At 65.0% G+C, this 17,398-nt stretch carries 1 protein-coding gene (running past both ends of the window); it reads right to left on the bottom strand.

Every position in this 17,398-nt window falls within one protein-coding gene, locus AB0L57_RS09970, for a helix-turn-helix domain-containing protein, read on the bottom strand. The gene is 129,024 nt long; 13,934 of those nucleotides lie to the left of the window and 97,692 to its right, leaving coding positions 97,693-115,090 in view (codon 32,565, complete, through codon 38,364, partial); reading right to left, the first codon wholly in view occupies positions 17,396-17,398. Both codon boundaries (start and stop) fall beyond the window edges.

Here is a 17,398-nt window from a genome sequence, read left to right as displayed (position 1 = left end):
TGCGGTTGCGAACAGATCCCAACCACGCACCCAACGACACACATCCGGACTCACGTGGAACATAGACAAACTCACGGAGATGCTGCGCGTGCTCGGGCGCCCAAAAGCGTACTGCCGCATACAACTCATCCGAAATCTCCAACACCTCACCGAACTTCCGCAAATACTCCGCAGACAGGCTCACGCCACGCTCGTGTTCCGAGACAGTGTGCAGAGATACATCAAGCTGTTCGGCAAGTTCAGCTTGATTCAATTCTTTGTCGTCCCGGACACCGCGCAGCCACTCACCCAGCGACGTACATCCGGACTCGCTCGGCTCATAGACAAACTCCTGAAAATGCTGCGCAAGTTCAGGGGCCCACAACAACACCGCCGCACGCACCTCATCCGAAACCCCCAACACCTCACCGAACTTCCGCAAATACTCCGCAGACAGGCTCACGCCACGCTCGTGTTCCGAGATAGTTTCCCGAGCTACACCCATCCGTTCGGCAAGCGCCCGCAGGGACAGTTTTTTGTCGTCCCGGACACCGCGCAGCCACTCACCCAGCGACGTACATCCGGACTCGCTCGGCTCATAGACAAACTCCTGAAAATGCTGCGCAAGTTCAGGAGCCCACAACAACACCGCCGCACGCACCTCATCCGAAACCCCCAACACCTCACCGAACTTCCGCAAATACTCCGCAGACAGGCTCACGCCACGCTCGTGACGTGAGACCGCTTTCGGAGATACTGTCATCCGTTTGGCAAGGCCCGGTTGAGTCAATCCTTCGCGGTTACGAACCGCACTCAACCACGCTTCCAACGATTTGGCTGCGCGAAAATCCGGGACAGGTCCTGCGGAGTCCATACCGACGGCGAAGTTGTCGTCGTCCCCACGCCACCGCACATCATCGTCCGAACCCAGGACACCATCAACGACCGGCGGCACACCATCGACGACCGGATAACCCTGGTTGTCCAGGAACAGCGCCAACGCAGCATCTGTCGGCAAGCCCTCCGGCGCAACGACTTCCGGAGCAACGGCTCTCCCCGGATCCCGCAGCTCGAGCCGCTCCACACCATTTTCCACCCGACGCACCAACCACCGAGCATGACCGAGAGCGCCTTTCGCACCCGACAACGCCGGCTCGAACACGATTACCGCAATCCCATTACCCCGGCCCGATCCATCCGCATCCAGCGCCTGGCCCCAAGCCCGCAACCGCGCCGCCGCATCGGCCAACCCCGCGACGTGCTGCGCCTGGCCCCCCAGCGCACGCTCGACATCACTGACCAGCACACCATCCGGACCAGCCCGGCCCAACAACTCGATATCCTTGCGGCGGAGACACTTCGCCACATCCTCGACGACCCTCGGACCGCACTGGTAGCCCTCGAGACCGTCGGTTGTCACAGCAGCGGGATCGGCCCACTCGGTTGTCACCTCGGGCTCCGCTACTGCAGGCACACCCCGAGCCTGCAGTAGCGCCTGCGCCGGTTCCGGTGCCGCAACCACCCCAGCCGATTCGCCCACTGTCAATAGGCGTTCGACCTTTTCCCGCAATGCGGGGTCGATCGCGGCGACAGGCTCGGGCCCGGCGCCTGTATCGGCGGGATTCTCGGCGTGGCCGTTCTGCACAGCCCACTCGATGATCGACTCGATGTCCGAGGCCCCGAGATTCCTGCGAAGTTTGCCCCTCGCCTGCTGGAACGCCCGCTTGGTGACACCCAGTTCCCGTGCCGCGTCCGCATCGGCGAGCCTACGCGGCAGAATCCGCAAAACCTGCTTCTCGCGGCGGGTCAGTGAAGCGAAATCACCTGTCGGGCCGGCTGGTTCGACGATGCCCTGGGCGGCCGCGTGCACCGACTCCGCGACCCGCGTCAGCGTGCGACGATCGGTACCCAGGTCGGCGGCAAGGGCAGTGAGATCGCCGAGCACCGTTATCGCGGCCACCCCGAGATGCGAGGCAATCGCGTTGGTGGGTAACCCCGCCGCGGTTTGTCGGAGAGCGGTCAGCCGACGTGCGGTCGCGGGTGTCTCGGCAGGCGGGGCAGCCGGGGGACGCATGGCGAGCACGGCAGCGTCCAGAATCCGCCGGATCGCGCCGGTCTCGAAGCCTTCGGCCCCGGAACGCGACTCGGCCTCGCCGGCGTCCTGTGCTGTGCGGGCCTCGGCGGCGTCGACCAAGTGAATGGTTTTCGCGATCAACTGCCCAGTGGTCCCGCTCCCGGTCGTTTTCTTCAGCCGAGCCATGGTCGTCCGCACAGTCTTGAACGGCACCTCCAGTTCCGTCGCGATGGCGTTGTCGGACTTGCCTTCGGCCTTGCGGAGCATGATCCGGCGTTCCTGAGGGTCGTCGAACGAGGGTTCATTCTCTGTGGGAAGAGGTTCGAGAATCCGACCGCGAACGGCTGCGGCGACCAGCGCCGCCTGATTGTCGATGACGCCGAAAGCCGCCGCCAGCGCGGTGCACCGAATATTGACCCAGCCCAGTGACCGGCCGAATTCGGCCGCGATCTCCTTTCGTCCTTGACCGCAGGCGATCATGACGAGGACCCGCATCAACTCGGAATGCGATGTCCAGCCCGGCCCGGCAGAGGCGGAGTCCAGCTGGTAGATCGTCCTGATCACCAGCACGGTTGTGGTCTGGGAATCGGTGGCTTCCCTCAGCTCGGCGAGTATCCGATGCACGGCGTTGGGCAGCAAACCCACCTCGTTCGCCGTCTGCTCAGCCGTTCTGCCTTGCACTTTCGCTGCGAGGATGGCACGTTCCTGCTTCGTCAGGGCGATGGGGAACTGCGGGGGTGCGTCGATGACGCCGCGCCGTACTCCGGTTGCCACCAGGGTGGTGTTGTGGTTGACGATCCACCGTTCGGCGAGACGTTGGAAAGCGATCCTCTCGAGTTCCACTTCCCATGGTTCCTGAATTATCTCCTCGGCGACCGGGAAATCGAATACCTCCGTCCAGTTGTCTGCGGAAACCTTGTGCAGGATATCCTTTCCGATCGAATACGCTGTCTGTTTGGAAATTCCGAGTTGCGCGGCCGCCTCCGCGTAGGTCATACCTTGCGCCCGCGCTTCTATGATCTGCAATTCACGATCAGAGAATCGCACCCAGCCGCTTTCGCGGATCGGCACATCGACAATCCCCAGTTCGATTCCTCGGGAAAGTATGACGTCCCGAAGCTTGAGACCGACTCGACCACCGATTTGTTGCGTATATTTTTGAATGGTATTGGGAGACAATCCCATCGCCACAGCGCATTCCCCGGGTGTCTTTCCCTCGCCGAACAGTCTCAGCAGTTCGGTATGACGTGCGGGGAAACGCGCCGAACGCAGTCGACTTCTTGTTCTCCGCGAATCCCCCTGTGCACGTTCGGATTCCATCAGATCGTCGGCCGCTTGGGCAAGTGAGCGATAGTAGTCGATCTTCAATCTTCTGGCGATATTGAAGTATGCGCGATAGAGCGACTCTCGAGTCACCCCCAGATCATGAGCAATTTCCGCATCCGACAACGTACCCAGCCGGGTGAATATCTCCATATATTCTCGGGCGATATCCACCTCGCTGACTCCCGCACCGGATTCGGCGGGGATAACCTCGGCGATGCCCGCACCGGATCCATCGGAAACCACCTCGGCAACGCCCTCACCGAATTCATCCTCGGCAACACCCACGCCGACATCGCCTATCTGATCAACGGGCGAGCTGTGATCGGGTATCTCGGAGCGGTCCTCATCCTGCTCGGTCGGCATTTCCTGTGCGGTATTCAGCCGAAGCTGGTGGGCGAGCAGGCGGGCTGCTATCACAATCTTCATGCCGCCGGTTGGGCCGATTCCGATTCCGGCACGGCCGGTATGTGCACGCCGGGACGTCGGCCAGAGAGCGTCGATCAACTCGCGTTGGGGGTAGCTGAGGATCGGCGATTCCATGGCTTGTTGGAGCTGTGCGAGAGTCGCCTTCTCGACAACCTCCACGAGCCGGCCAACAGTTTCCGGCACCGGGCGGGCAGCTGTATCCACATCGCCGAACGCAGCGACCGCCGCGGCGATTCGGTGCCGGAATTCGATGAACGTGTCGTATTGCGGGATGAGTCTCTCGGCCTTACCGACTATCCACCGCTCGATGTCGAGGTTGTCAGGCATCCGGTGCAGGGTGTCGACGGCGCGATCGATCGCATCGTCGGTGATTTCCTGTGCGACAGCCGAATCGTCGTAACGCCGCGAAATCGACCGATACAATTTGTCACCGAACTGCTGTTGCAGAACGGCGATGGCTTGATCCCAGTTCTTCTGCGCCACAAGCTCTTTGACCAGGGCGGTCAATTGCTCCCAGAACGGCTCCGATTCGGGTGTGCCGCCGGACGGGTCCGATGTCGATTTGCCCCGGACAGCACTCTTCGGTAGTTCGCGCTGTGTCTCTTCGTCCACATATTCGTCGAGGGCGATGAGTGCGCCCTTGTGGCTCCGGAACCGGGCAACATAGGCCGTGAAATCTTTCGCGGTGTGATCGTAGGAGGGTTCCCAGTCCTCGATAGGGCGGGTGCGGGGGATATCGATCGGGGAATCGATGAGGGTGTCGGTGACGAACAGCGACCCGGCGACCTTGGTGATGACATACGCGTGGGCCTCGTGGCCGTCGTCGACGACGACCACAGCAGTATCCAGTTTGCTGTCTTCCGTCTCCATCTCCGCGACCACGGATGCGACCGGGTCTCCAGCACCGATCTTGTGGAGTTGGGCATTGACAGCGGCTTCGAGTGTGGCGGCGTCGGTCGCGTCGTTCTGCGGGATCCACGCGCCGTCGTTTCCGTGTGCCCATATGGTCCGTGCGACGTGCGGCAGACAGCCCCGGACGCGAAGCCTCGGGATCACCTTGGAAATATTGGTGTGCAGATGGGACCTGTGTCTGAGTGCTCGAGCCAGGTTCCGTCGCTGGGCGGGGTCGGAGGATCGCTGCAGGTCCCGGTGGAGCTGGCGAAGTCTCGCTTCGAGGTGGGCGACGCCGGGCACATCGAGTCGAGGCACCGTCGCCAGAGCCAATGCCCTGCATGCCTGCCCGACATACGCCGTTCCGGTGGCGTGGTCGTCCCCGTCGAGCAGATGTTCCGCCGCGGCGGTGAGTAGATCGTTCAGATACGCCGCGGTCGCGTCGGCGAGATCGGTGTCGGATCCCGATTGTGCTCGGGCGAAGGCCTCCGCGCGGTGGCGCAACCGCGCCTCGGCACGGTCCGGTGTCACGGCCGGTGATGTGCCGGGGTGGCGTGCGGCCCCGGCATCGTCCTGTCCGGAGCCCGCGTTTCGCCGACGGTTGTCGAGCTGCTTCCATGCGTCCGGCAGCGCCTGATACCAGCTGGATATCGGAGATGTCGCGGCCGCCGGATCACCGGCGTGCCGGATCTCGGCCAGTGCCCTACCGATCGTCCAGACGACCGGTGTCCCCAGATCGAAGTGGCTGACGATACGCCGAATCCGCTCAGCCCGCAGGAAGCTGGGGAGGTCGTCGTACTTCTCGCGCACTTCGTCGTGAAGTTGCCTGATCCCGTCGAGGGCCTTGCGCACTGTTCGCAGCTGCGGCATCCGGGATGCCGCGGTCTCGAATGCGTCGATAGTGTGCCGGAGGACATCCAGGCCGGTCTCGATGTCGTGACTTCGAGCGAGGTAATACAGTGCGGCACTGAGCAAATCGGATACGTAGTCGGCAGTCGCGTCGGCGAACTCGCGTTCCGAATCCGGGTGTGCGGGTCCGGAGCGCACCCGAGTGAAGGTCGCCGCGCGTTCCGGCAATCTCCGGAAGAGATCGATCAGCGCTGGATCGACGCCGATGCCGGCCTCGGCCCGCAATGACGCGTCGACCGCGGCCTCGGAATTCCGGCGGACCGCCCTGTCCACCCAGTCGTGAATCACGGAACAGACGGCTTCGACGGACTGGCGGTGACGGGGCGTCGGGTCGGCATCGGACGAGAGGCTGCCTTCGTCTGCCCAGGGAACGGATTTCAGGTTGGTTTCCAGCAGATGCGCTACCCGTCCGAACTGTCCCGAACTCCAACGGTGGTCCGCTGTGCCCGGATCCAGCACAGCGTCGATTCCGTCTGCCAGGGTTTCGGCCGCCGCACTCATCTCCCGCACCACAGGAATCCAGGAGATCAGGTGGCGCGCCGAGACGAACAGCGTCGGGTAGTCGTCGATGGGCCCGGCGGGCGTGTCCTCCCCCAGCCGGATCTGCATTTCGAACAATAGGGCCTGCAATGCCCGTGTGGTGCCGATAGTGTCGTCGGCGCGGGGTGCGGCCCCGCTGAGGAGCGTGCCGAGCTGGTCGTTCAGCGTCGAATGCAGCCGTGCCAGCAAGCCGCGGGCGTCCGCATCGGTCAATTCCCGCACGAATTCGGACAGCTCCTCGAACGAGGCATCGATGAAGTCGATCGTCGGGACCGCGGTAGATTCCCGAGCGAACTGGCCGCGCGATGCTCCGAGCGGAGCGGACGCCGGCGACGGCCACCTCGCGTCGGTCGATTCCTGTGTATCGGAACGGATTTCGTCCGGCACCGGCATACCGTGAGCCCCCCGGGCGACGGGTGCGACGGCGGGCCTGACGATCGTGGCCGGCGCCGGCGTGAAGACACCGAGCCGCTTCGCCAGATCGATCCCGGTGGTCCCTCCGAGTGGCACATTGTGCGCCATCCGAACCCGCGTCCACGCCTGTTTGAACTCGTTGCCGATGAAGGCGATCTGTGCGGGTGTGAGCAGCCCGCAGGCTGCCGCACGGGCCAGCCGGATGGTGTCGTGGATGAGTCGCTGGGTCGACGCCAGCAGGGCGTAGACGTGGATGTCGTTGCTGTGGACCCCGACACCGGTCAACAGCTCGAGTCGGGCCAGGTCATACGCGACGTGACCGTTGCGGCTGAGCTCCCAGTCCACTGCCACGATGCGATTGCCCACGCGCACGAACAGCAGGTTTCCGAAATGCAGATCGCCGTGAATGACCTGGGAAGACGCTGGGGCCATCGCCCAGGACCGTGCCTCGACCGGACCGAACGGAGGGTCCGGGACCCCTACCCGGTCGAAGAACTCACCGAACTCGGCGCGCGCCGCCTGGTAGATGGCGTTCTGCTCGTCGATCAGTTGACGGACGAACTCCCCGGGCGCGATCTGGGTCACCGGAACTCCCCGCAAGTCGCGATGGAGTTGCTTGATCTCCGCGACCAGGTGATCGACCGAGATGGCGTCGGCATCGGCGAGGGTCTCCGAACCCTCGACAAAGCCCATGATCTGCACCGTCGCACGGCGACCGTCGGGCAGCTCGAAATCCTCCAGCACCTTGAACGTGCGCGATGCCTGCACCCCGTACTTCGCGAGGAGCTCGGAGGTTCGCCACTCGAGTTCGGTGCGCACGTCCAGGCCGTCGGCCTCGGCCAGTTCGATACGAACGATGAACCGACCGGTTTTCGGGTCTCCGACAGGGATATTGAGGTGGTAGAGCCCCGACATGGCCGAGGTCTTCCGCAACGCGGCGTCGATCAGGCCCCGGGCCGTGTCGTCGGACATCTCCTCGCCGGTGCTACCACCCAGGTAACGGTACTGGTCGATGGTGAGAAGATCCGGAATTCCCTTGTCTGCCAGAGTTTCCGAAGCATCGGCTGGTGGGTGCGCGACCTCGGGCACCACCCGGGCGAGTTGGTCGGCCAGTGCATCGCGGCCGCGAGCCGCGAGTTCTGGGTCGGCCGGTGCTCCGTGCCAGTACACGCGCAGGAAGTGGGCACGTTCATCGGGCCGGAGAGTTTCCAGACACGCTTCCCACTGCGATCGAGTTGCCACGTGCGCGGCCCGAATCGAGCGGGGACTCGTTTTCTGTCGCACCATGTCGACCAGCACGAACTGTCGATGCCGCGCGAATTGAAGTTGTTGCTCCCCAAGGGCTGTCGCGGCCGGGCCGAAGGCGCCGCGATTGTCGCCCACCTGTGCACGCGCCTGGGCCACGATGTCACGAGCGGTATCCGCGGCACCCACGATGGCGTAGACCTGCTCGAGAATTGTATCCAGGTCGGTTTGCCGAAGTACGGAATCATCCGGCACTCCCGCTGTCGAGAGCCGCTCGAGCATTTCCCGGATGGCAGTGTCGGCTATCAGTTCTTCGTGGGCGATCTCGGGTATCCGTGGCCCGGTGATATGTGCGTGGTTCCCGAGATACCGGGCTCCGGACAGGCGGGCGCACAATCGCTCGACCGCTGTGACCGTATCGCTCAGCGGCAGTGGGAATCCCGCCGCGGCGGAAATGTCCTTGAGGACGCGGCCGACCTCGCGAAGATGTTCGATTCCCGCATCGTGATCGGTGGTCTGAACGAGTTCGTGCGTCGCGACCGTCAGCGCGTCGGATGCCAGGGCCAGCGCCTCGGTGATATCTATCGGGCCTTGCGCGGAACGGATACCGTCATAGGCCCTCGAGCGTTCCGGCAGGCGCCGCATGATCTCGGCGAGGGTGTCGTCGAGCCGTTGTCGCGATCGCGTCCGCAATGTGCCGAGGGCCAAATCGGCGAACATGACATTGTCGTTGCCCCGGGGCACCGACAGAACGGCTTTGACGAGCCGCGCTCGAATCCGTTCGGCCGCACCGTTGTTCGGTGATGATTCGGCCGCCGCGGGTGCGCCGGTCACCTGGCGCAAGGCATCGGCGAGACGTCCGAGACCGAACGCCCGGTCCGCGCTCGTCGGCGCCAAACTGTACACGGGATTGGGCGACGACGAACTGGAGGGAATAGCGCCGACGCTGTCGACCACGGTTTCGGCGCTGTCGGTTATCTCCTGCGCGATCGGCGCCCAGGATGCCAGCAGCGCAGCGGTGTGCCACACCATCGGCTCGCTGAGGCCCTGGACGTATTCCGAGACCCCGACATGGGAAGAGTACGTGGGCAGCAATGCGTCGAACCTGATGATCAGTGCGCAGAGTGCTCGTGCCGGACCGGTCACCATCGGCGTGGCGGGGGTCTCCCCGCGGCGGATAGCGGCGAGTTGTCCGGCCGACTGCCGGCGCAGGGCGATCATGGCGCCCCAGGCCTGCTCGACGGACAGGCCCGCGGCCCAGGCATCGAGCTCACGGTCCGTGGCTGCCACCGGATCCGGTATCGCGACCTCGGCAGCGGGAGCGATCGGGGCCATCGTCGTCGTCGAGAACGGCATGACATCGTCGGGGGGGCCGGCGGAGAAGACCGGGGGATCGTGCGACGGATCGGGATCCGGATCCTGGCCGAAGTCCCTGTCGTCCGGGAAGGCTCGCAGTCCGAGGACGCGTGGCACCTCGACCACCGCACCGTCGTCCACCACCGCCGCCCACACCCCGGTCGGTTCCGGACGGCCGTCGATCCGCTGCTCCTCGGCCCACTCGTCGAAGTCCGTCTCCACCCCGGCGGCACGGACGACGACAACCCGGCCACCGCCCTTGTGCACCAACAACACCGCATGCCCCATACCGGAGTCGCCGTACACCTCGAACAACACCGCAGCGGCATTCTCACCACGACCAGCCAACTCACGAACGACTGCGTCCCGATCGGAGAACCCGGGCGGCTGATGCCGCAACGCGGCAATGATCCGACCACCGGAGGCCCCCTCGATCCCCACCACACCCAACGCGGACCAATCCACCAGGCCGGGGCCGTGCAACCACTCCAAGCCCTCGAACGCCACCGGCACACAGTCATTCACATGCGCGGCATCACCGTGCGGCACCGACCGGATCGGTGCCATGCCGGAATACGTCGAACGAGGGCCAGTGATATCGGGGCCGGGGAACGGCCCTCGATTACCCCAGCCCCCTTCCGAATTATCTTCTCCCTCATCGAAATACAACGCCAGATTGCCGCGATCGGTCTCGACGGTGACATCGAGTTGCCGCGAGCCGCGCGCCCCGGACAACTCCATGGTGAATTCGCCGGTGCCCTCGATCAGTCGGACGGTGGGGCGCACGCCGATGCCGGACATCCGTTCGAGGACGGTCGTGAACGCCCGGGTGACCGCACCGGGATCGGTCCAGCCGGTCATCAGATCGGGCACCAGCTGTTGTGCCAGCAGAACCTGAGCCCGGCGGTCACGGTGCAGGTACGTCCGTACCCGCACCACGCCGTCGGTCATCTCGATGTCCACCAGTTTGCGGCCGGCGCCATCGCGCACCTGGACGCGGTGGCCGGTGCCGACACGCTCCACCGGCCAGAGGTCAGCGCCGTTGTGCGCCAAAGCTTTTGTCAGGACGGTGGTGACCGCCGCTCGCTCGTTGGGTCCGAGACTTGGTACCTCGGCAAGGTGTTCGGCGATCCGGGTCGCCACGGGTTTCGGCTCCGGCACGGCAGGGTGGGCCCGCTGATCGAGCTGTCGCGCATGCGCTTCGCAATCACGCAACCGATCGACCGCCCGGACGATCGGGTCCACCGCCAGGAACCGTTCGCACAGGGTCGCCGTCCGGTCGGCGAACAGGAACCGCCTCGGATCATCCGGCGGCAACGGGGATTGCTGTTGCTGCTGCGCCTGCCCCAACAGGTTGTCTGCCTGATCCGCCGTGAGTTGTTCGGGCGTGATGTCCAGGAAGTCCGCGAGTTCGGCCCGAACCTCGTCCCGTTGCCGCGTCAGCTCGACCATCATTGTGGTGTCGGGTCGCGCCTGCATCGGATCGTGCGACGACTCGAAAGCGAGCAGATCACAGGTTGCCCGCTGCCGATCGGCCTCCGCGTAGGCTTCGATCACGGCGTCCAGTAGACCGACCCGTCCGTCCCAGCGGTGATACGTATCGATCGAGGCGACCGACGTCCGGGTCCGCGGATCGGTCGCTCGCCGCAACAGTTCCAGCTCAGTGGAAACCGGCCCCAGCGCGGCCAGTTCGCCATCGGTCAGTTCCGGCAGATCAGCGCGGGCACGCACGCGAGCCTCGTCGGCGCCCGCCCGTTCCTCGACGAGCGCGGTCAGCAGCCGCTCGATCTCGAGGGGCGCCCACGACCCGTCTTGCGCTCCCGCCGTATGCGTATCCGGCGACCCCTCACCGGCCGATGTGAGATCGGCGGGCGGGTTCCCCTTCGCGTCGTCCCACAGCCACCCGAAGAAATGGGCATAGGTCGGCGCGGACAATCGTGGCCCGATGCGCTCGAGCAACGGGCGTACCGCCGCGACACCGGCCTGCCAGGCCAGCGTGATCTCGGCCACCGCCGGGGCCCGATCGGTTCCCACTCCACCGCGAACGTGCTGATAGGCCGCTGTGTATACGAGCTCGAGCGCGCCCGGTGGGTCACTGTCGAGGCCGACCTCACGCATCTGCCGCATCGCCTCGGCGCGCCCAGCTTGCGCCTCGGCCTCCTCGTCCAGGCGTTGCGCCACGTAATCCGCGCGCTCCGATTCCATCAGATTCAGCATCGCCGTGGCGCCGGTACGATTCCGCTCCTGGCGGACGTGGACGGCGCCCGCGACCATCGCGGCAGCGAGTTCGGCGTCGGAACCTCCGACATCGAGTACCAGGACCTTCCTGGCCGGATACAACCTGTCGTCGGCGTCGGCCTCCAACAGTATGTGGATGCCGTTGTCGCTCAGGAAATTTTCGGCCCATCGCCCGATCTCGGTTTCGCGCAGCATCTTTCGCACTCGACGCAGGCGCCGATCCGCGGCCCGGCCGGCAAGGTCCAGCCACGGCAACTCGGGCAGTGGCGGTTCCGGGCGCGATTCCGGATTCTCGATACCGCCCAGCCACACCGTGCCGTTCCAGTCACTGACAGCGGACAGGTATTCACAAGCCAGACCTGACAGTCCGGGCTGAGCGGCGATCACCTCATCACGCAATCGAACATGGTCGGCCTCGCCCGCCACGACGATCAGGCGTGGCTGATCCCCACCGATCACAGCGACATGATCGGTGAGTTGTGTTCCGGGCTCGTTCTCCAACATCGCCCGCAGGACATCGCGGGCGACCACCGAATCGGCTGCGGCACGAATCGCGGCCGCCTCGCGCGCGGCGGCCGCTCGCCAAGCGATCAGGTCACGAAGCAACAGCGAAGCATGTTCCTGGCGACGATTGTCCGCAAGCGATGACGGGTCGAGCGGCTTTGCGTGCAGACGTTCGAGTTCCCGCTCGACCGCGCGATCCACCATGGCGAGATCGCGGACCGCGGCGGTCCGAGCCAAGGACCGGCGCCGGATTTCGGTGGCGGCTTCCGATGTGGTCGCCGTGTGCACATTGGCGCTCTGGGCGAACACCCGAGCACCGAGCCAGTCCTTTCGCGCCTCCTTTACGTAGTGGCCCGGCTCGCCGTAGCCGGACGAGGCGAGAACGTCCTCGAATTTGTCCGGTGACGCGATGAATTCGTCGAACTTGTCCGGTGACTCGCCGATTTCGTCGTACCAGTTGTCGGGGGAAACGAGGAAGACTTCCAGTGCCCGGACACCGGCCTGGAAGCCGACCGCTTCCTGCTGCGATTCCGTGAGGTTGGGCTGAACACCGAGGGCTTCCTGCACAGCGTGCAGGTGGGCCCTGGTGTAGATGAAGTACTCGACGTTGTTGTCGACATCGACGGGATATCCACGCGCTTCCAACACCATGGTGAACAGCGCTTCGGTGGCGAAAGCTGTTGCCTCGTAGCGCACCTTGGCGTGGACGTACTCCCCACGCAACATCATGTCGGCCGTAGCCCAGACTCGCTCGTCGAAATCCACCGCATGCTTGTTCTCATGCTGCAGGACGACCGCCTGGGTCACTCGGTCCACGCCGGGCCGCAGGATGGAGTTCATCAGGCGGTAGTGGTCGAATCCTCCGGTCGCGCCTGATTTGAGCTCGGGCACATAGCGGGTCTTGACAGTCGGTAGCAACTTCGCCAACCACCGCGGTCCGGCCGCACCCACGATCGACAACACCTGGTCATCGATCGTGTCCTGCGACAATCCGACCCTGAACTCCAGATCAGAAGGATCAACCTGCGTCCCTGGCAGGTCCAGCGAGTTCCCGGCCCGGTCGGACCCAACCGCCCACAACCACTCCAGATCCACCAACTCCGCCGGATCCATCACATCCTCGAACGGGCCGAACACCCCCTTGCCCGGATCCTCGATATGAACCTCACCGCCGACCACCACCAGCCGGAACACATGCCCGGCGACACCGTGCTCATCGGCCTTGTCGAAACCGTCGAACACCAGCATGGACGCGCCCTCGCGCTGATCCTCCGGCAATGCCAGCAACGCGTCCACAACACCCCGATGCGGACGAGCAGGATCAATCGCAAACCGCCGGAGATGCCGCGGATCCGCCTTCGCGATATCCACGACGTCCTTCACCAGCATGCCCGCGAGGCCGATCTTCTTCGCGCTCGGAATCCTTTTCTTGTCAACCCATTCCAGCCGCTCGAGCACCAACCGGCCACACTGGTTCGCCAGGTGCCCCGCCTCCCGGTCACCGGCCGACCCCGCAATGGCCACCACACCATCGTCAACCGGAACCGCCGGCGGTGTGGGGAAACCTGGTGTAGGCGACGAGCCACGCGGTGAAGCCGTCCGCGGTTCGATCGTGTTCGCGATCGGTCCCTCATCGAGCCCATTGCCCGGCTTGCGTGGCCCGAACGCATGCGCACCGAATTCCTCGGGAATGTTCTCGTCCGCGGCGAACCAGGTATCCGGACCGAAGCGGCGCTGGGAGCCTTTTCGAGCCGGACGTTGTCCCAGTTCGTCGCGTTCGGGGCGCGAGGTGGTCCCGTTCCGATCGACAGCACTCCCAGCATTCGACTTCCGGTGCCACCACCGTTGCCGCGAGTTTTTCGGCGCCGCCGCGTCGGCGGCCTGGCGGGGTTCGGCATCGCCCGGCAGTGTTTGCACGACGACGACGGTGATGTCGTCGGTCTCGCCCGCCTCGACCGCGCCGTCGACCACCTCGGCCGCGATCGCGTCGGGCGCACCGGGATGGTCGCGGACCGCATCACGGAGCTCAGCGGGTACCGACGTGGGATCCGACGACGCCGGATCGGACATCGTCTTGATCGCACCGTCGGTGGCGGTGACCACGACACCGCCGCGTGGCACCGTGATCGTGCCGTCCGCGCTGATCACCGGTGCGGTGATGTCGTCCGACAGCAGGACCGTGGTGATGTATTCCCCAGGGACGACGTCCTCGCCCGGTCCCGCCGGGATCCGCGCATCACGGCCGAGGGCGAATTCGATCACGTTCGGCTGGTCCGCGAGCCACGGCCGCCGGTCGAGCGCCTGACTCTCGGTTATTCCCTCCTCCGTCATGTAAACCCGGAGCGGGGTGTGGTCGGCGGTCAACCACACGGCCTGCCGGCCGTCGGCCGATACCCAAGCGACGCGACTGTCCCCGACCCATCCGACGGTGAGTCGGTCCGGTTCCGTGACCACGACCGCTGCCGTGCACTGTGGTTTGTACTCGGCCTCCGCGTATTCGGGCTGCCGTCCGAGGGCCAGCACCTTCAGCTGGAGATGGTGCAGCACGTCCCGCATCACCGCGGCCCGGGTGAGCTTGCGCCCGAACCGTGCCCGTGCCCATGCCTGTTTCAGGTACGGACCCAATTCGGCCGCGGCCGCCTGGGCGGCACGATGCCCGTCCGGCGCCCCGCTCACCCCGTCGAATGTCGCGGCGGCCACCACCGGTTTCCCGGCGCGAGTGAACTCGACGACGGCCATGGCGTCTTCGTTGTGGCCGTCCGCATGGACCGAACCCCGCTGACTGTCCCCGGCCGCTGAGCGAGTTCGCTGGGTCAGCCGCTGGGCCGGATCGGGCTCACGGTCGGCAGCGGGCACTGTGGTGGACGCGGGACTCTCCGGCTTGCTGAACCGCACATCGACTTCGGTGAATTCGCCATAGAACCGATCACCTTCCACCGAGCCCGCGCCCTCGTCGCCTCTGAGCGAGACGATTCGCACTCGGGTGTAACCGTATTCGGCGGCCATCCGGCCTCCGAAGGTGAGCGGCGCCGCATCCTCCGGGGACAGGAACAGATCCTGCATGAGGGCATTGAAGGTCTCGAGGTTGTCCCCTGACCATTCCTTCTCATTCGAGGGAGCGCGATCGTGCCCCCGAATCAAGTCGCCCGCGACGCTGTAGTAATTCCAATGCTCATGGATCTCGGTTACCGGCCGTGGCAGGGAATCCATGAGATGGCGGTACATCTCACGGCCTGACGGTGTCCCGGGGCCGGCTTCGATGGTGATTCTGAGAACGCCGTCCTCGATCTCCGCACGGATTCCGTATCGCTCGGTCCCATAGAGGTTCGTGTATTCGGCCGCGTTCAGATCGGGATAGTCCGTCCATCCGCCGGCGCGCGGTGGGGCCGGGACGTTATCGGCGGGTGTGTCCTCGGTGCGCCAACCGACCCGCTGCGCAGTCTCGGCACCCGAAAGTGCCTGCTGCGGTGTTTGTTCCGCCTGCTCGGCGATACTCTGCGTGCCACCACCGAATCCGCGGTGGCGGGCGTCGACTTCGGCCACGACCTGTCGCAGTCGTTCCAGACCACCCACCCGCTCCAGCAGGTGTCCGTAGGTGGCGATGATCTGCTCGGGTGCGGCTCGGTAGCTTGTTCCGGTGCCCTGATAGAAGCCGTACCGCTCGATCAGTCGCAACCCCAGTTCGGAAACCTCGACCGTATCGCCGGTCGTGGTGTTGGTCACCGTGTAATCGACCGAACCGCTCGCGTCGTCACCGAACGGTGAATTCTGAACTCCCTGTGTGGATTTCTTGCGCACGGTGTAGGAGTGATCTCCCGCACCGAGGTAGTCGGTGACGTGGTGCCCGGTTGCCAGTGTGTGGGTCAGACCGATCGCCTGGCTGAGATCGGTGTGGCTCAAACCGAGGCTTCGAACCAGGTCGTTGTCGCGGGCCATCGTCGCGAGCAGACTGTCTTCCGGGCCGAGGAAGCCTTCCGACGAATCGGCGTCCGGTCGCATCCGGCGCTCGAGTTCGGCTGTCGAAATCCCGTTGATGGTGTCGAGCCGACGGATCAACTCCGTGAGGTTGTCGCCCGCCACCACGAAACCGGTGTCCTCCCGACGGGGTGACGGGATTTCCATTCCCACGTCGGCCGGGGTGACCGGGCGCACCACCCGATAGCGTTTGTGGACTTCCTCGTCGTTGACGAAGGTGTATTCCAGCCAGCCATTGGTCAGGCGCAATCCGAATGGGGGGCGACCCCACGAACTCGGCGGCACCGGATCGACGGCCAGAATCCGGGACTGAGCGAACAACCGATTCATGCCGTATCGCACTACCTCGGTGTGGAATTCGATCCCGCCATCGGGCCGCATCAGCGCGGTCAGTACGTCGTCGCGATGGCGCAGGCGCAGTATCCCGTCGGCGATTTCCTCGAAGCCGGAATCGATCAACTGTTGCCGCAGCGGGACCTGCGCTTGCGCGCGTTCCTCCAATTCCCGCAGTACCCATTCCCGGCCCCTCGTTTTCAAGGGACCTTTACCCCCTGAGGGGGTACCGGTCATATCCACCGGGCCGCGTTCTTTCCCACGGGGCAGTACACACCGAACGTGCACCATCACTGTGCGAGGGCCGTATTCGATCGCCAGCGACATGACCTCGGCATCGTTGTAGAGGGCCGAATTCGGGCGGTGCAGGCGGACACCGTCGCCCTGCGGTTCGATCAGGAACCCACCGCCGCGGTAGAGGCCCTCACCCAATCTCTCGATCCCCGCAATGGCGGTGAGATCGGAATTCGATTCCGCCGCTGGAGCACCGCGGTCCGGTTCCGCACCCGTTCCGGACTCGTCGGCCCGACCCACCGCGAAGTCATCCGACTCACCACGCCCCTGCACCACACCGCCGGCAACCAGAACACCGTCGACAACCGGCGGAACACCCTCACGAACCCAATAGCCATCCTTGTCCAGGAACAGTGCCAAGGTCCCCGGCACATCCGGGACATCTACCGGCACATCGAGATTCGGAACGACGTCACCTCGGCCCGGATCCCGCAACTCGAACCGCTCCACCCCGTTCTCGACCCGGCGCACAACCCAACGGGCATGGCCCAGAGCACCCTTCCCAACCGACAAGGACGGCTCGAACACCACTACTGCAATCCGGTCACCCTCCCCCCTCGCATCCAACTCCCGACCCCGCGCCTGCAACCGCGCCACCGCATCAGCCAGCCCTCCGACCCGCTGCGCCCGACCACCCAACGCATCCTCGATCTCGCTGACCAGCACACCATCCCAGCCTGCGGGGCCCAACCCCACGACATCACGACGACCGAAACATTCAGCCACATCCGCCACCACCCGCGGACCACACTGAACATCATCAAGCGTCCGAACAACATTCGGCCGCTCAGCAGGAACCGAACCATCGCCCTGCCTCGGAACACCCTGCCGGACAGCAGGATCCGGCAACTGCGACAACGGGACGACAGGACGGACATCGCCATGACTCTCGAT

The organism is Nocardia sp. NPDC052254 (assembly GCF_040679495.1).
Lineage (GTDB): Bacteria > Actinomycetota > Actinomycetes > Mycobacteriales > Mycobacteriaceae > Nocardia.
Note: the sequence above shows the minus strand (reverse complement) of the source record. Positions and strands in the feature narration are given on the sequence as shown.